This window comes from Lacinutrix undariae, assembly GCF_052934785.1.
In genome coordinates, this window is record NZ_CM128809.1 from 625001 (window position 1) to 643794 (window position 18794).

13 protein-coding genes and 1 rRNA gene (1 of these 14 cut by a window edge) are annotated in these 18794 nt (G+C 32.2%); 6 read left to right on the forward strand and 8 right to left on the reverse strand.

Annotated elements, in window-relative coordinates:
• The 6 genes from ACU4C5_RS02915 to ACU4C5_RS02940 all read right to left on the reverse strand — a co-directional run.
• Positions 1-932, reverse strand: a 16S ribosomal RNA gene (locus ACU4C5_RS02915) (it extends 588 nt beyond the left edge of the window).
• A gap of 747 nt (positions 933-1679) precedes the next feature.
• Complete coding sequence (locus ACU4C5_RS02920) at positions 1680-3647, reverse strand: putative porin (RefSeq protein WP_446845554.1); 1968 nt, start codon at positions 3645-3647, stop codon at positions 1680-1682.
• A 163-nt stretch (positions 3648-3810) separates the two neighbouring features.
• Positions 3811-4596 (reverse strand): hypothetical protein, encoded by a 786-nt coding sequence (locus ACU4C5_RS02925; RefSeq protein WP_446845555.1) that lies wholly within the window; start codon positions 4594-4596, stop codon positions 3811-3813.
• Between the two features lie 8 nt (positions 4597-4604).
• Positions 4605-5429, reverse strand: a complete 825-nt coding sequence (locus tag ACU4C5_RS02930; protein ID WP_446845556.1) for a hypothetical protein — start codon at positions 5427-5429, stop codon at positions 4605-4607.
• Between the two features lie 11 nt (positions 5430-5440).
• A complete protein-coding gene (locus tag ACU4C5_RS02935) occupies positions 5441-6838 on the reverse strand; it encodes a RagB/SusD family nutrient uptake outer membrane protein (RefSeq protein WP_446845557.1) in 1398 nt (465 codons plus the stop codon).
• 10 nt (positions 6839-6848) lie between these two features.
• Complete coding sequence (locus tag ACU4C5_RS02940; RefSeq protein WP_446845558.1) at positions 6849-9785, reverse strand: SusC/RagA family TonB-linked outer membrane protein; 2937 nt, start codon at positions 9783-9785, stop codon at positions 6849-6851.
• Positions 9786-9986: 201 nt separating this feature from the next.
• Between ACU4C5_RS02940 and rnhB the strand changes: the two genes are divergently transcribed.
• The 3 genes from rnhB to ACU4C5_RS02955 all read left to right on the forward strand — a co-directional run bounded on the left by rnhB (position 9987) and on the right by ACU4C5_RS02955 (position 14266).
• The gene (rnhB, locus tag ACU4C5_RS02945) at positions 9987-10589 is read left to right on the forward strand and encodes a ribonuclease HII (RefSeq protein ID WP_446845559.1); all 603 of its coding nucleotides are present in this window, start codon (positions 9987-9989) and stop codon (positions 10587-10589) included.
• A gap of 98 nt (positions 10590-10687) precedes the next feature.
• Complete coding sequence (locus tag ACU4C5_RS02950) at positions 10688-13111, forward strand: DUF3352 domain-containing protein (protein ID WP_446845560.1); 2424 nt, start codon at positions 10688-10690, stop codon at positions 13109-13111.
• Positions 13112-13213: 102 nt separating this feature from the next.
• Positions 13214-14266, forward strand: coding sequence for a nucleoid-associated protein (locus tag ACU4C5_RS02955; RefSeq protein ID WP_446845561.1), 1053 nt, complete (start codon positions 13214-13216; stop codon positions 14264-14266).
• 4 nt (positions 14267-14270) lie between these two features.
• On the opposite strand, the gene lipB is transcribed toward ACU4C5_RS02955, so the two are convergent.
• The gene (gene lipB / locus ACU4C5_RS02960; RefSeq protein WP_446845562.1) at positions 14271-14981 is read right to left on the reverse strand and encodes a lipoyl(octanoyl) transferase LipB; all 711 of its coding nucleotides are present in this window, start codon (positions 14979-14981) and stop codon (positions 14271-14273) included.
• Positions 14982-15001: 20 nt separating this feature from the next.
• On the reverse strand, positions 15002-15160 hold the full coding sequence (locus ACU4C5_RS02965) for a YqaE/Pmp3 family membrane protein (RefSeq protein ID WP_446845563.1): 159 nt from the start codon (positions 15158-15160) through the stop codon (positions 15002-15004).
• A gap of 116 nt (positions 15161-15276) precedes the next feature.
• Between ACU4C5_RS02965 and ACU4C5_RS02970 the strand changes: the two genes are divergently transcribed.
• The 3 genes from ACU4C5_RS02970 (at position 15277) to lysS (ending at position 18788) form a co-directional block, all read left to right on the forward strand.
• Entirely contained in the window at positions 15277-16329 is a 1053-nt protein-coding gene (locus ACU4C5_RS02970; RefSeq protein WP_446845564.1) for a helix-turn-helix domain-containing protein, read from the forward strand.
• A gap of 108 nt (positions 16330-16437) precedes the next feature.
• Complete coding sequence (locus tag ACU4C5_RS02975; protein WP_446845565.1) at positions 16438-16857, forward strand: DUF1573 domain-containing protein; 420 nt, start codon at positions 16438-16440, stop codon at positions 16855-16857.
• Positions 16858-17096: 239 nt separating this feature from the next.
• Positions 17097-18788, forward strand: coding sequence for a lysine--tRNA ligase (lysS, locus tag ACU4C5_RS02980; protein ID WP_446845566.1), 1692 nt, complete (start codon positions 17097-17099; stop codon positions 18786-18788).
• The last annotated feature ends 6 nt before the right edge of the window (positions 18789-18794 follow it).

Sequence of the window (18794 nt, forward strand, 5' to 3'; positions counted from 1 at the left end):
ACCGCTTGTGCGGGCCCCCGTCAATTCCTTTGAGTTTCATTCTTGCGAACGTACTCCCCAGGTGGGTTACTTATCACTTTCGCTTAGCCACTCAGTCCGAAAACCGAACAGCTAGTAACCATCGTTTACGGCGTGGACTACCAGGGTATCTAATCCTGTTCGCTCCCCACGCTTTCGTCCATCAGTGTCAATACATTATTAGTAATCTGCCTTCGCAATTGGTATTCTATGTAATATCTATGCATTTCACCGCTACACTACATATTCTAACTACTTCATAATGATTCAAGATAACCAGTTTCAAAGGCAATTCTACAGTTGAGCTGCAGGATTTCACCTCTGACTTAATTATCCACCTACGGACCCTTTAAACCCAATGATTCCGGATAACGCTTGGATCCTCCGTATTACCGCGGCTGCTGGCACGGAGTTAGCCGATCCTTATTCTTACAGTACCGTCAAGCTCCCTCACGAGGGAGTGTTTCTTCCTGTATAAAAGCAGTTTACAACCCATAGGGCAGTCATCCTGCACGCGGCATGGCTGGATCAGAGTTGCCTCCATTGTCCAATATTCCTCACTGCTGCCTCCCGTAGGAGTCTGGTCCGTGTCTCAGTACCAGTGTGGGGGATCCCCCTCTCAGGGCCCCTATCTATCGTAGCCATGGGGTGCCGTTACCACTCCATCTAGCTAATAGAACGCATAGCCATCTTTTACCGATAAATCTTTAATTCTAAATTAATGCTAATCTAAAATACTATAAGGTATTAATCTTCATTTCTAAAGGCTATCCCTCTGTAAAAGGTAGGTTCTATACGCGTTACGCACCCGTGCGCCGGTCGTCATCTGTGCAAGCACAATGTTACCCCTCGACTTGCATGTGTTAAGCCTGCCGCTAGCGTTCATCCTGAGCCAGGATCAAACTCTTCATCGTTAAATTTTTAAGTGTTTCCACTATTGTCTTAACAATTAATAGGAATTAATGTGTACTCAAAATTTTTATTCTCTTTTTGTAATTAACCGTTTCCAGTTAATCACTTACGCTGTCAATTCAATATGTTAATGAACTTTTTATCTTATCTTTTCTTAAAACGTTGCCGTTTTAAGCGGCTGCAAACATACAACCCTTTTTTAACTTCCACAATGTTTTTTATTAGTTTTTTAATAAAGTTTTTAAAACCTTATCTTAACATTTAATAAACATCTTCCTGAAAGAATTTTCCCTTAAAACGTTGCCGTTCTAAGCGGCTGCAAATATACACCTATTTTAATCCCTAATCCTAACCTTTTTTAACTTTATTTCTATTTATTTACTTAATGGCTACGGGTGAGGGTTTTATATCTGTGAGGGTTTTCTGATTTACAGAAAACATACCTGTTAACAGTGATTTTGATACTCAAATCAAAGGTTATTGCTTTCTGTTAATCTTCTAACGCTTTTATAACGTATATATAATGTGTGAACAAATTGTGGGTTTTCTTATTCTTTAATAGTAGCGTTGTTTATATTTTCAATAGAAAAAAAATCAATCCTATATATAGTGTATTGGATATTTTGGATGAATTACTGATGGAGTTGTTCGATGTAAAAAAAAAATAGGGAAGTGATAAACACTCCCCTATTTGGGTATATGATATACTTAAATTGCTTTAGTAAACTCTAAACATTTTTACACAACAATTATAGGAAGAAATTCCACACGATACCGAAGCGAATTTTGAAATCTCGGTAAGGGTATTTTGGTGCGGAATAATAGTTATAACCTGTAAATGCGGCATTAAAATGTTCGGCTTTTAAATATATACGTGTTTGTCTTATTTTAGCGTTTAAAAAGAAGTCTAATCGTGGTGATCCTCCTAATTTAACATCATCTTGTACATAAAACTCAGAAAGTAAAGGGTCATAACCATTCATATTATAATCACTAAAGTAATTAAGGGTTATTCCTGTTTGTAAATACATTGCGTTTTTGAATATATTACTGGAGTAATAAATAGTGTTACGTGTAATAAAGTCTGGGACATTAAGGTGTTCTTCTCCTGAACTAACGTTTTGATATAGTATTGTATTATCTAATGCAAATTTACCAAACTTAATTTCGCGATTGGCTTTTAACCTAAAATAACTTACGGTATTATCTGCTTGGGTAGATTTAATTAAATCTAATTCATTTTTAATAAAATAAGTGTAATTATCTATCCTAGTAAAATCTGCAGTTAGATTAATTAGTTTATTGGATGCTATGTTAAATGCTAATTGCTGAGTTTCGATATTATTATAACTTGAAGAGTTGTCCCAGTTATAATTTAGATAATCACTTTGATACAATAAATGATTATAGTTTGCCACTTTGGAGCTTGAATTAAGCGATGCATTAAATGACAAATCATCATTTACTTTATATCCTGCGGAAGCGTTAAGAAAGTTACCGTTAAAATCTCCTGATATATTTAAGCCAAACTCTCCTTCTAATTTAAAATTATTGATTTGCTTTTGATAAGCACCTCCAAAGGACACAATACTTCCTTTAATTCTGTTTATAATTAAATTGTCTTCAATCTCTACTAGTGCGTCGTATCCGTAATTATAATTGTGATAATCTAAATTAACTTTAAGATCCCCTAATAATTTACTATTATAATTAATAAAACCGCTTGCTTTAAAGTGTTCTAATTTTACTTTATCTTTTATATTGCTACTTAAAAAGGCATCACCAAAATAATCATCGACATTAGTTTGAGTGAATTGGTAATATTTATCTTCGAAAGTTAGAATATTACCTACAAAAATACTGCCTTTATTAATTGAGTCGTTTGTTTTACTTAATTGATATTGGTGTTCTAAATGAAATCTTTTTCCTTCTAGAATATTTTCGGCATTTTCAAAATTTGGAGAGAATACTGAACGGTCTATAAATTCAGGATCACCGTTTTCAAAATTAAGAACATCATCATCTGAAAGTCCACCATTTTCTTCATTAGATAAATCTTGCATTACAATATGTGCTCTCATATTGTATTTATTATTTTTTGTATGGTAGTTTGTAGTAAATCTGAAATTACCTGTACTAGTAAGAATATTTTGATAATTACCTAAAGATCGTAACCCTTTGTACGCAATAGAAAAGTTAAACTGTTTTGAGGTGTTAACGGTAAAAAAAGCATCTAATAATTGCCCTTGCTCGAAGGCTGTTTTAAACATCAATTCTGTGAATGGTGTTGGCACACTGTAATAATTGATATCGTTTAACTCAAAATAATTAAAATGTTTTGCTCGTGCTCCAAACAAAGGGAGTGTGCTCGTATTTTTAAAGTTAAAACTTAGCGTATTATAGGATTGCCCTATATTAGAAAAACTAATGAGCTCAAAATTATCTTTTCGGAGGTAATTGAATTTGTATTCTTTTTTAATAGTAAGAGAGGTATCTACTATAGTGGTGTCTTTTTTGAAAGATATAATTTTATATAAATCAATAGTTGCATCTTCATTTTTAATACCAATTTTAGATGCTGACGAATTAGCAACACTAGAAGTATCTGTAGACCGAATACTTCTATTTGAATTTTTGTCTTTCAAGATTAAATCTTGTGCAGAAATAGCTTGAACCGTCAAAAAGGTAAATAATATAATTCTAAAAAATTTATTCATATATAATTAGTATCTGGCAAAAGTAAATATTTTAAATTATAACGTGTTTATTGTTTTGAATATTATTTGTTAATGCAAACAAAAATAGTTTTAACCTTAAGTATTATACACAAAAAAGCCACCTACAAGAGGTGGCTTTTAATATATAAAAACTTTGTTTTTATTAGATATTATCTGGTGTTAATACCACATCAACAGTGAATGGGTCTCCAAATAAAGCTTGACTAAGCGTAAATGTTAACTCATTAGTACAAGGGTTGTAAGCACCCGCTGTAGAACCTGTTGTATAAAATTCAGTACCTGTAACTGTTACTGAATAATCAGCATTGATAGTTAAAGTTCCTGGATATACAAAACTTCCATTGTTTGCAGCATCACCTGAAGCGTCACCTACAAAATTAACTCCCCATGCAGAATCAATATCATAAGTATTACCTGATACAAGTGTTAAAGTAGCTGTAAAACTAGATACTTCAGTACCAGTGACAGAAGATGTTCCTGAGTAAGTAGAATCTACCATAATTTCAGTAGCACCTTGAACAAAGCTATAAGTGTATACTTCACTTGATCTTAATCCATCAGCATTAACAGTTATTCCGTATATAGTATACTCTTCACCACCTGCTAAATCATCAACAGTAACAACAGAAGAACCAGCATCAGCAAACTCTTCAGTTAATGATGTATCATCAAAGATTGTTTCAGAATCAAGAGCAGCACTAGTAGAAGGTACAACTACATAATATACTGTAGCTTTAGCATCTGAAGTAATCGTTAAATCAATACCACATTGCATGTCTGATGATTGTACAGCAGAAAAAGCTACTTGAGTAACATCAAACTGTTGTGGTGTATCATAAACAAATGCATCATCACTATTACAAGATGTAAAAGCTAAACCAAAGGTTAATGCTAAACCTAATATAAATTTATTTGAAATTTTTCTCATAATATATCTTAATTTTTAGTTAGCGTAAAAGTATACTCTCCAAAAGTTTGTAATTGTCCTGTACAGGTAATTGAAAAACTACTAGCATTAAAGTTAGCTGATTCAATTGTAAAGTCATATTGACCAGCAACCTGTATTGGATTACCACTAAATACTACTTCTTCTGAACAAGTAGTGAAACTCATTGGCTCACCATTAACTAAGTAGCCTCCTCCTATAGTCCAAATAGCACTAGTACCTGTTGGATCAGCGGTATTAGCTGTTAAAGTAGCAGTAAAGCCAGAAGTTATTGATAATCCTGCATTAGGCGACACGTCAGGATCACCTGAATCAGTAAACACTTCTGTACCTGAATAAGTACCTTCCCAATCTGCAACAATATCAATAGGGCAATCATCTTCAATTATTGTTACAATAGAGTTTACATTGTAAACACCATCACCTGCAATACCTAAATTAAAGTCTGTATTAGCCTCAATTGTAAAATCTAAGACAACATTTTCTCCAACGATTATATCATCTATAGGTGTTACTGTAATATATCCTACAAATTCTCCTGCAGGTATAGTTACAATACCATTAGCTGGTTCAACCGTGTAACCTTGGGTATCAGTAGCAGTGTAAGTAAAACTCACATCAATATCAGTATCATTAGTTGCAGCTGCATAAATAACAGGAACTAATAAAGGTTCTGTATCGTTCTCAGATACTTGGTCAGTTGCATTTTCAAATTGCAACCATTCCGTAGAGGTTAATTTACCATTTATCTGTTCAACGTCCTCACATGAAAATGCAAGTACCAAACATGATAACATTAAATATACTTTTTTCATATTCTTTTTTTTTAGTTGTTATATCCTGTGTTTTGAATCACGTTAGGATTTGTAAAGATCTCAGTTTGTGGAATTGGTAAAGTGAATCTGTAATCACTATTATCTAACTCACAAGCATCAGCAGAAAGCACCCCACAATCAGTAGCAGCTCTTTCAACGTCGCTACCTGTTCTTTTTAAATCAAAGAAACGGTGACCTTCAAAAGCAAACTCTCTAGCTCTTTCTTCAAGAATCATAGACATAGCGTCTAAGATATTTCCAAAAGTAGCATCTGTTACTCCAGTGATTCTGTTTGATCTTAATGTATTGTAATCATCCGCAGCTAAACCAAGTTGACTTGAGTTAGCGTAAGCTTCAGCTCTAATTAAATATTGTTCAGAAACTCTAAACACTTTAATATCATTTAAACCAAAAGAAGATACATCTCCAGGGTATTTATTGATAAAATTTCCATCAGTAAAGAATGCAGATGCTCTTACATCTCCTGTTTCATATAATGACACTATTTTATCAGAAGCTAACCAATCTACAGCGATAGCAGTAGTAGCATAGATTTGACCAATAGATCCATCACCTTGTACTCTTGCTAATTTAAAAATGTTTTCAGTTTCATTAGCATCTTGCCATACAGCAGCATAAGTAGCTGTTGTTGCAAGAGGATAAGAATTGATTAACTCTGTAGATTTAGTAATTGCAGTAGGATAGTCTTCAGTATATAAAGCCATTCTAGCTTCTAAAGCAGTGATAGCATCTCTAGTCATAAAGATATTATTTGAAGCTGAAGCAGGAATTAAATTTCTTGCTGCAACTAAATCTGCATTGATACCTGCTAATACTTCACCAACAGTATTTCTTGCTGGTTTTTCTAAAACAACTGCGTAATCTAAATATGGTACTGCTAAAGCAGAATCGTCAGTATAAGACTCACTAAAAAGTGTTAATGCTTTAAAATGTGCCCAACCTCTAATTGCTAATAATTCACCTTCATAACCATCTAATGTTGCTTGTTCAGCAGCATTTTCTGCAATAATAGCAGGTAAAGCTTCTAATACTTTATTAGCTCTATTGATAGTTAAAAAGTAAGATCCATATAAAGTAGCAGCTTCAGTAGTACTTGTGTTGATAGACCAAGTGTGTACTTGAATACCATTACCATTGTTTGATGCTGGTAATTGTAACTCATCAGTAAATAATGAATTCCATTCTACAGATGAAGCTCCTCCCATTGTTGCGTAAACACCAATAGTTGCAGATTCAAAATCATCTACAGTTGTAATTGCATTTGATTCTACAATTTCATCAGCTGGATCAATATATATTGCATCGTTACATGATGTAAATGCTACACCACAAATCATTGCAACTGTCAAAAATTTTATTTTTCCTATTTTTAAGTTTTCTCTTAACATATTCTTTTTTTTAAAAGTTTAAATCAACTCCAAAAGTTATTGTTCTCGGCGTAGGATATTCATAAGATGCAATATTGTTGTCATCTTCTGGATCAAATCCTGAGTAGTTAGTCCAAGTGTACAAGTTAGTACCTTGAGCATAAAGTCTCACACCTTCAATAAAGTTCACTTTTTCTAAATATTTAGCTGGTAACGTATAAGCGATAGTCACATTAGACAAACGCGTATAAGATGCATCTTCAATATCTTTAGAAGAGAACTCTCTATTATATCCAAAACCTTGAACATCTGTAATATCTCCTGGATTTCTCCATATAGATAACATCGCAGTAGATAAGTTATACTGGCTAAAGTTAGGATTTTCTTGGAAGAAAGATTGGTTGTTAAATCTGAAGTAGTCATCAGCAAAAGTAAATGCTGCAGATACACTAAATCCTTTATAATTAACTTGAGTACCAAAACCTCCTGTTAATACTGGCTCATAAGTTCCCCAATCAGCAGTACTATTGTTTACATTATAAACATTTGTTACGTTTCCGTCTGAATCTAAATATAATGGCTCTCCATTAGCAGGATTTACTCCAGCCCATCCTACGATGTAGTGAGATCCGAAAGGTAATCCTTCTCTTACGATAGAAGTTCCTAATTCATATTCTTCTTCTTGACCTAAATCAGTAATTTCATTTTTGTTGTAGTTAAAGTTAAAGTTTACACTCCAAGTGAAATCTTTACTACGTACAACATCTAAATTAATGATACCATCAAAACCTCTATTTCTCATTCCTCCAACATTTGAATCGATAGAAGCAAATCCAGAAGTTAATGATAATTGTTGATTAATAAATAAATCTGAAATGTCTTCGTTGTAGAAATCTACACTACCATTGATTCTTCCGTTAAAGAAACCATAATCAATACCAACGTTAAATTTCTCAGACTCTTCCCACTTTAATTGGTTGTTACCAATACTAGCAGCTACTTGTCCTGAAAGACCGTTATAAGATGTAATTCCGTAAGTTCCTTGAGTTTGGAAAGCACCAATACCAGATTGGTTACCTGTAGTACCAAAACTAGCTCTTAACTTTAATGTATCAATCCATGATGCTGTTAAGAAATCCTCTTTATGGATAGCCCAACCTGCAGCAACAGCGTAAAAAGTACCCCATTTGTTAGCATCAGAGAAACGAGATGAAGCATCTCTTCTTATTGTACCTTCAAAGAAGTATTTAGAATCATAGTTATATTTAGCACTACCAAATACAGAGAACAACCCTAATTCAGCAACTGAACCACTAACTGTAGGAATAAATCCGTTTGTATCAGTTCCATCTGTAATACCTGTAGCATAACCTACTAATTTATTATCAATACCATAACCTGTGAAAGCTCCTGATTGACTGTGGTACTTGTAGTACTCAGTATATGCAGTAGCATCTACAGTATGTAAATCATTATAAACATTATGATAGTTAATACTTGTTACAGCATTAATATTTGCTTCAAATTGATTATTGAAAGAGTATTGTCCTTGGTTACCTGATAAACCACCATTTTGACCTAAATAAGTATTTGGACCAGTACCAGACTCAATAGTTCTGTTAATGTAATCAAGACCAAGTCTTACGCTTGCTGTTAAGTTTTTAGCGAATTCTAATTCACCAAATGTACTAGCAACAATTTTTAAATCTGCTTCTTTACTTGTATTTTCATTTAAGTTTTCTAAAGCATTACCACCTACAAGTCCATTACCTGTATTGTAAGAACCATCTGCTAAGTAAGGTGCATCATTTGGAGACGCTAAATATACAGCAGCAAAAGGGTTATTTAAGTTAATACCACCTTCACTAGCAACAAAACTAGATTTAGAGTAAGCGATAGACATACTTGTACCAACTTTAAACTTATCAGATACTTTATGATCTAAGTTTAATCTAGCAGAAAATCTTTTTAAGAAAGATCTTAAACCAATACCTTCTTGATCGTAGTAAGAAAGAGAAGAGTAAAATTGTGTTTTTTCAGAACCTCCAGAAATAGAAAAATCGTGAGTTACTGTTTGTCCTTGTCTAAAGAAATATTCAGACCAATCTGTATTTACTGCATTTGCAATATCAGCATCAGTATGAGTTCCTGGAGTTTGCCAGTTGTCAAAGATCATTTTTTGTTGACCTGTCATCATTTCAAATCTTTGTTGTCCTATTTCAGACACACCAAATTGAGTAGAATACTTTACTCTTGATTTTCCACCAGCTTTACCTCTTTTAGTTGTAATTAAGATTACACCACTAGAACCTCTAGAACCATAAATAGACGTTGAAGCAGCATCTTTTAATACAGATACGTTTTCAAAGTCATTTGGATTTAAAGTAGCAAAATCTCCAGCAGTAATTGGCACACCATCTAAAATATAAAGAGGGTCTGAACCACCGTTGATAGAGTGTGTTCCTCTAATTCTTACTTTCGCAGCAGATCCAGGTTGTCCTGATCCAGAAATTACGTGAAGTCCTGGAGACTGTCCTTTAAGGATTTGATCGAAAGAAGCGATTGGCACTTGCGCAATCTTTTCTGAGTTCACCACTGAAACAGAACCGATAATGTCTGATTTCTTTGATGTACCATATGCTACAACTACTACTTCATCTAACGAAGCAATATCTTCTTGCATTGATAAATTTACGGTACTACTAGTACCAATTTTAATTTCGGCAGTTTTCATACTCACAAAAGAAAACACTAAAGTCTCTCCCTGATTGGCTTTAATAGAATAATTACCATCAAAATCAGTTTGAACACCTCTTGTTGTTCCTTTTACAATTACATTCACACCAGGCAGTGGTAAACCATCTGCTGCTGACGCAACTGTTCCTGTGACTGTTTTCTCTTGTGCGTAAGAGAACTGCATCACAAACGCCATAAATAGCGTCATTAACCATGTTAACTTTAATTTCATAAAACAATTATTTGAGTTAGTCTAACGCAAACATCTTAATAATATATTAATAAAGCAAGTATTTTTACTAAAAATATGTTAACATAAACCCCCTAAACTTTGAGAATTTAACAATTAAGACACGTATTAAGTAAGTTTATTATTTTAAGGTTAAGTTTCCTTTAAATTATATTAAATTGCTGTTTTTTTAAAATAAAACAATTGAAATTACACCTTTCATTTTCAGAATTTGATTTAGAATGTGGTACAGATGAGGCAGGAAGAGGCTGTTTATCAGGACCTGTAACTGCTGCTGCAGTAATATTACCTAAGAATTTTAAAAATACAATTCTTAACGATTCAAAAAAACTTAGCGAAAAAAAAAGAGCATTATTAAAACCTATAATTGAAGCTGAATCTATCGCTTATGCCTATGCTCATGTGTGGCCAAAAGAAATTGATAACATTAACATTCTCAATGCTTCAATATTAGCAATGCACAAAGCTATTGCACTTTTAAAAGTGACTCCAGAATTTATTGCTGTTGACGGAAACCGTTTTAAACCGTTTTTGGATATTCCTCATGAAACTATTATTAAAGGTGATGGAAAATACCAAAATATCGCTGCAGCATCAGTAATTGCAAAAACCGAACGTGACGCTTATATGGAAAAAATTCACAAGGAATTCCCCATGTATAATTGGAAGCAAAATAAAGGGTATCCCACAAAAGCACATCGTGATGCGATAAGAATTCATGGGGCTACAAAATACCATCGAAAAACATTTAAACTATTACCAGACCAACTAGAATTAAAATTATAAACTCCTAAAAAAGCAAATCAATCATCCGCATAGTTAACCCTGTGTTGCGTATATTTGTTTTTTTTATTATAACATACTTTTGCTCAAAATTGCTACAAATGAAATATATCTTTGTCACTCTTTTTTCTATCTTACTTTTTACGAGTTGTGATTCTAACAAAAAGACATCTACAACTTTAACATCGCTAATTCCAACAGATACAGAAATTGTTATTAAAACAAATGGACTTGAAGGTTTAAAAAGTGGCTTAAAAAACAATGATTTTATTAAAACGCTTTCGGAATTTAAAAACCACAAAGCAATTAGCAAGAAATTAGATAATCTTAAACATTTACACACCAATAATACGGTGCTTTTATGTTTTAATAATGACAAGAATGACAGCTTAAATTTTTCGGTAATTACCAATTATAACGCTCAAATTTTTAATCTAGATTCTATTCCAAATCATAGCATTGAAATTTTAAAAGAGGAAACCAAAACTATTTCTAAAATTACAATTAACAAAGAAACACTTTATAGTACGGTTATAGATAGTCTCTTTTTTGTGTCAAACAGACTTGCTATAGTAAAATCTGCTTTTTCAAAAAACACCTTGGATACAGAATTTGAAAACATCTATACCACAACAGATAAAAATAAAACACTTTCACTTTTTACATTACCAAAACTAAAAAAGAGTTTTCAACACGTTTTTAACACCAAAACGTTAAAAGCAGCTAAGTTTAGCGACTACAGCATGTTGGATATTGATATTTCTCAAGAAAATATTATCCTTAACGGAATTACTAAAGCCACAGATTCTTCAAGAAGCTTGATTAATGTATTTAAAAATACAATTCCTCAAGAAAATCAAATTAGCAAGATTACACCTCCAGAAACAAACGCGTTTTTAAGTATCACATTTAATAATTTTTCTGTATTCAAATCTAATTTACTAAAATTCAAAGCACAAGATTCTACATCTGTTTTTGATAACGTTACAGAGGTAGGTGTTTTATATACGCCTAAAAATCCAGCTATATTTTTAAACTCTATTGATGCCGCTTCAACTTTTGAGTTTTTAGCATCACCTTCTGAAATTGAATCGTACCGAAATGTAGCTATTTACACTTTTAATACGCCTAAAATTTTCGAGAACAACTTATCACCGTTTATTACTTCAGCGACAGCTTCAAAATACATTCAAATTAATGATTACTTTGTATTTTCTGATGATATTGATTTCCTTAAAAGCGTTATATCAAATGTTCAAAATAATTCTACATTATTTCATAAATCAGAATATCAAGCGGCAACAAAAAATCTTAGTGATGAAGCTTCCCTCCTAGTTTATAATAATTCGGAAAGCTTAAATACCACACTAAATTCAATCAATAAAGACAGTATAAATTTAAATTTAAGTGCTTATAAAGCTTCAGCGATACAATTTATATATGATAGTAATTTTGCACATGTAAATGCTGTAATTCAAAAACACAAATCTAAACGTGTTTCTAATTCAGTTTCAGAAGAAGTTACCATCACTTTGGATAACGATTTACTTACCAGTCCTCAGCTGGTTAAAAATCACACCAACAACCAAAAAGAAGTGATTGTACAAGATATTAAAAACAATCTTTATTTAATATCTAACGACGGAAAAGTACTTTGGAAAAAACAACTTAAAGGAAAACTTCTAGGTAAGGTTGAACAGATTGATATTTATAAAAACGGAAGGTTACAGTTTGCTTTTGCAACGCCAAATCATGTGTATATTTTAGATAGAAACGGGAAAGACGTTACTAATTTCCCTTTAAAATTTAATGATGAAATTACGCAACCACTTTCTGTATTTGATTATGATAAAAAGAAAAATTACCGTCTTTTAGTTACGCAATCAAAAGTATTATTACTGTATAATAAAGAAGGTAAAAAAGTAAGTGGATTTACTTATAAAAAAGCTACAGATAACATTAGCACACAGCCAAAACATTTTAGAATAGGCCGAAAAGATTATATTGTTTTTGCACAAGGTAAAACCATGGAAATATTAGATCGTACCGGAAAAACCCGCGTAAAGGCTAATGGTACTATTGATTTCTCTGGAAATGATATTTACTTATATAACAACAAATTTACCACCACATCTCAAAACGGAGCTTTGGTACAAGTAAATCAAAAAGGACAAATTAGTAGCGCTAATTTAAACCTAAAAGAGAAACATAACATTACAACTACAAGCAAAACGTTGGTAACCTTATCAGAAAACAAATTGGATATAAAATCTAAATCTGTAGAGTTGGATTATGGTGAATATACTGCACCGCAAATTTTTTATGTGAACGATAAAATTTATGTTACCACTACCGATTTACAAGCTAAAAAAATTCACCTTTACGACAGTCAGGCAAAATCTATTGCTAATTTCCCTGTCTATGGAAACTCGGCAATTGAGCTAGATAATATTGATAAAGATGCGTCGTTAGAGGTAGTAACCAAAGGCGATGATAATGCCATTATTATTTATCAAATCAACTAATAATATTACGCAAGCAACACTTTAATTAGCGGTAAACTTTCTTTAGTTTTTAAGCTTAAAGCTCAGTCTATTTTAGTAGTATTGCAATCTTAAATTAAGACTATGATTAAACGTACCAAAGCATCAATTTCAAAATGTATTATACATAAAGTTGGTAACAAATTCAACAGTACAAAAAATGCGTTTTCAGATGCGCCAATTGACTTTGATGAAATTAGTTACGATCTCATTGTGCCTTATCTTTTAAGACCATTTGGAAGCGTTGCCGAAACGTACAGATTTAATCACCACTCTAATGTTGATCTTAACGAAATAAACAGTTATGCATCTCAATTGTTTGAAAATCCTGATGATTTTACAGAAATTTCAAAGCACATTGTAACGCATTTGTTTGAGCAATCAAATTCTGCACAAATAAAAACTGGAGATGTTATTATTTGTATTTTTCACGACATTCAATACGAACAATATATCACCGATGCTATTGGAATTTTCAAAATTGAAAACAAGACCAATTTCTTTCAAACTTATTTAGAAGATGGTAGTTATGACATTTACGTACAAAGCGGAATTCAAACTAAAAAAGTAGATAAAGGGTGTTTAATTTTAAATGCTTCGGATACTGAAGGTAAAATTGTATTGAGTGTAGATCATAACAATTATGATACGCAATATTGGATAAAAAGCTTCTTGAATATTAAATATCCAGACGACTCAAACCAACATACTAAAAACTACATTGAAATGTGTAGAGATTTCTCTAAAGATGTGATTCAGCCAAATGCTGGAATGCAAAAACAGAGTAACTTTTTAGCTAAAACCGTAGATTTCTTTAAGGAGAATGAAGTTATTAACGTTGAAAATTTTAAAGAAGAAATTTTTGAAGACGAAGAACAAAAAGTATTGTTTGAAGACTACAAAAAAGACTTTGAAACCGACCATAACATTATTATCAGAAATCAATTTGATGTTTCTGATGTGGTTGTAAAAAAGCAAAAACAAAAAATTAAAACCGAAATAAAACTAGATACTAATATTCAAATTAAATTGGATGTTGATGCACCAGATGCTTCCGATGAATATTTAGAACGCGGTTATGATGACGATAAAAAAATGCATTATTACAAAGTATTTTTTAACGAAGAATCGTCTTAGAATACTAAACGATTTCTACAGTAAATTCAGCTTCAAAAAGTGTAGCAAAATGTTTTAATATTTTTTGTTGCACTTCAGCTTCATCTACACGCTCAACACCAAGTTCTACTTGTAAAGAGGCTACTGCTTTTCCTTTAATTCCGCAAGGTATAATATTATCAAAATACCCTAAATTTGCATTTACATTGAGCGCAAAACCGTGCATAGTTACCCAACGACTAGCGCGAACTCCCATAGCACAAATTTTTCTAGGAAACGGTGTACCAACACCTAACCAAACACCGGTTTCTCCCGGACTACGTTCGGCTTTAAGACCATATTCTTCTAAAGTTAAAATGATGACTTCTTCTAGAAAACGAAGGTATTTATGAATGTCTGTAAAAAAGTTATCTAAGTCTAAAATTGGATAACCTACAATTTGTCCTGGACCATGATAAGTAATATCTCCTCCTCTATTTATTTTGTAAAACGTGGCGCCTTTTTCAGCCAATTGCGCCTCACTTAATAATAGGTTAGATATATCACCACTTTTCCCTAAAGTATATACATGAGGATGCTGGACTAATAATAAATAATTAGGGGTTTCAAGAGTAGTTTCCTCTCTTCTATTCTTAATTTTTAAGTCTAAGACGTCTTTAAACAATTGCTCTTGGTAATCCCAAGTTTCTTTGTAATCTTTTGTCCCTAAATCCTGTAGTGCTATAACTTTATTCATAGACTACAAAGATACAAAATTTAAGACTTCGGATTGTTTAAAATTATCAATGCAGCGATAACTCCTGGTACCCAACCGCAAATCCATAATAGGAAAACAATTACAATTGAACCACAACCTTTATCTATAACTGCTAATGGTGGACAAAAAATGGATAGAATAACTCTCCAAATACTCATGATGATGATTTTAAATGATTGATGTAAAAATAAGACGTAAATAAACCTATTTTGTTACAGTTTAATTCTTACCAAAATTAAATCGCCATTAAGAAATTTTATAGTAGTTTCGTAGCATGAGGTTAAAAGTGGCTATTCTTTTTATGTGTTTTGGTTCGTTGTATTGCGAAGCGCAACATTGTTTTAAAGGTTATATTGATAATGAGCGTTGGCAAAACGAAGTCTATTTATCGGTTATTGATGATTATCGTACGCTTTCGGGTATTCATGAAGAACAAATTATCTCTCGTGTGGTAACAGATTCTACTGGTTTTTTTCAGTTTAACGGAAATCAGCTAGAAACCACAAATAAAATCTACAAACTTCATGTAGATAACTGCTCAACTTTTAGCCAAAACCCTAATCATTTTGACGGTAATTGCAACGATAGTAAAAATATTCTTTTTATAGCTAAAGCCAACGATACTATTATGTTTCCGTTGTCATACGATGCACAAATGTTTTGTACTATTTCTTCAACTAACGTAAAAACGGCTGCTTTTGTTAAAATAGATTCTATAAAAGAAGAAATGAAGTATGCTTATGGTGAATTTAGAAGTGAAGCCAACCGTAAACTCAATAATAAAAAATGGTTTAAAACACTACATAAATATAGTAAAGAACTCAACGAGCCACTTGCCGAATTATATGCATACGCTTTTGTATCTGACCGAAGTAATAATTTACACGAATATTATCTTGAGGACTTAAAAACAAACCCATATTACGATAATTTATTAGATCGTTTAAATACACATTACCCTAATTCGCCTTACACCATTCAGTACCGTAATGAATTAGCATCAGATAAATACATAGTTTTTAAAGATGATAATAGCTTTAATTGGCTACCAATAACTTTTATTTTATTAGTAGTATCGTTATTAGCCAATTTCTATTTTGGTTTTAAGTTGAAGAAACGCAGTAGTAAACAACGGAAAAAACAGATTGAACAATTAACTAACCAGGAGCAAAACATTCTCAACTTATTATTAGATAATAAGACAAACAAAGAGATTGCTGAAGCTCTTTTTGTTAGTGTCTCAACAGTAAAAACACACGTTAACAACATCTACAAAAAATTAAACGTACAATCTAGAGAAGAAACTAAAAAACTATTTAACAAGTAGTTAACTAAAATAAACTTAGTACTAGTACTCTTTTCAACCCTCTTTTTTTTTATTTTTCGCTAAGTTTTCATCAAGTTTGTTTCAACATTAACAAAACACGAAATTATTATGAAATCAACTTACACATTGCAAAACATGAAATCTAAATTTTTATTATTAATCTGCTTATTTGTTTACGCAACAAATTTTTCTCAAGAAACAGCTACAGATGTAAAAACAGGAGTGTTAACTTTTGAATCTTCAGAAATTGATTATGGAAAAATTGAACAAAATGCTGATGGTGTACGTACGTTTTCATTTACAAATACAGGAGATGCACCAATTATAATTTCTAGAGTAAAAACATCTTGTGGATGTACCGTACCAACATATGCTAAAACTCCAGTTTTACCAGGAGCAACTAGTGAAATTAAAGTAAAATATGCAACTAACAGATTAGGTGTATTCAAAAAAACAATTACAGTATTATCTAACGCTTCTGAAGCTAGTAAAGTACTTAAAATTAAAGGTGAAGTTTTAAAAAAATAATCTAAATAAACATAACAGGTTTTAAATTATATTTTTTTTGCTTTTAAACACATTTAATTCACTGAAATTAAATGTAAAAAAGGGATTTCGGTTTTCGAAATCCCTTTTTTTATGCATTAATTTAAAATTATAGCAGTTATAATCACAAAATGTACCCAAAAGTAGTACGCTAATTTTTGTAAATAGTGTAATTTTGTAGCTGTCTTCCACAAAAGGAAAACCGATTTAAATATATTAGCATGCAGCTTTCAGAACAAGAATTAGTAAGAAGAGAAAAATTAGGCAAATTACGTGCATTAGGGATTAATCCTTATCCAGCAGACTTATACCCAGTAGACCATACTTCAAATAAGTTGAAGGAGACTTTTGAAGAAGGTAAAAAAGTGGTTATTGCAGGACGATTAATGTCTATGAGAGTTCAAGGAAAAGCGTCTTTTGCTCAATTACAAGATGCAGATGGAAAAATACAAGTGTATTTTAACAGAGATGAAATTTGTCCTGGAGAAGATAAAACAAAATATAATGAAGTCTTTAAAAAATTATTAGACTTTGGAGATTTTATAGGAATTGAAGGTGAGTTATTTTTAACCAAAGTAGGTGAAAAAACAGTTCGTGTTAATGATTTTACACTATTAAGTAAATCATTAAAACCATTACCACTTCCAAAAGAAAAAGACGGTGTTATTTTTGACGCCTTTACAGATCCTGAGCAACGTTACAGACAACGTTACGCAGATTTGGTAGTTAACCCACAAGTAAAAGAAGTATTTATTAAACGCACAAAACTGTTTAATGCCATGCGTTCTTTCTTTAATGAATCTGGTTACTTTGAGGTAGAAACTCCAGTATTACAACCAATTCCTGGAGGAGCTGCTGCAAGACCATTTATGACACACCATAATAGTTTAGACATTCCATTATACATGAGAATTGCTAATGAGTTATACCTAAAACGTTTAATTGTTGGTGGTTTTGATGGTGTATATGAGTTTTCAAAAAACTTCAGAAATGAAGGAATGGACAGAACTCACAATCCAGAATTTACAGCAATGGAAATCTATGTATCTTACAAAGATTACAACTGGATGATGGATTTTTGCGAACGCCTATTAGAACATTGTGCGATTGCCGTAAACGGAACTTCGGAAGCAACGTTTGGAGAACATAAAATCAGCTTTAAAGCGCCGTATGCTCGTGTTACTATGGCAGATTCTATAAAACACTTTACAGGATTTGATATTAATGGTAAAACAGAAGATGAAATTCGTGAAGCAGCAAAAGGAATGAACATTACCGTAGACGATACTATGGGAAAAGGAAAACTTATTGATGAAATTTTTGGTGAAAGATGTGAAGGAAACTACATTCAACCAACTTTTATTACTGATTATCCTAAAGAGATGTCGCCACTTTGTAAAGAACACAGAGATAACCCAGAACTTACAGAACGCTTTGAATTAATGGTTTGTGGAAAAGAAATAGCAAATGCGTATTCAGAATTAAACGACCCTATTGACCAACGCGAACGTTTTGAAGAACAATTAAAATTAGCTCAAAAAGGAGATGATGAAGCTACCGAATTTATTGACCACGATTTCTTACGTGCTTTAGAATACGGAATGCCTCCTACATCTGGAATGGGAATTGGTATGGACCGTTTAATTATGTACCTAACCAATAACCAATCAATACAGGAAGTTTTATTCTTTCCACAAATGAAGCCTGAACAAAAAGCGGTAGAATTAAGTGAGGATGAAAAAGCTGTTTTAGAAATTTTAAAAACAGAATCTCCAATAGATTTAGTTGCTTTAAAAGGAAAATCTGGATTGAGTAACAAAAAATGGGATAAAACCATAAAAGGCCTTACAAAACAAGGGGTTGCCAAAGTAAATAAAACCGACGATGGTTTATTTGTTTCTCATAATAGCTAATACTAG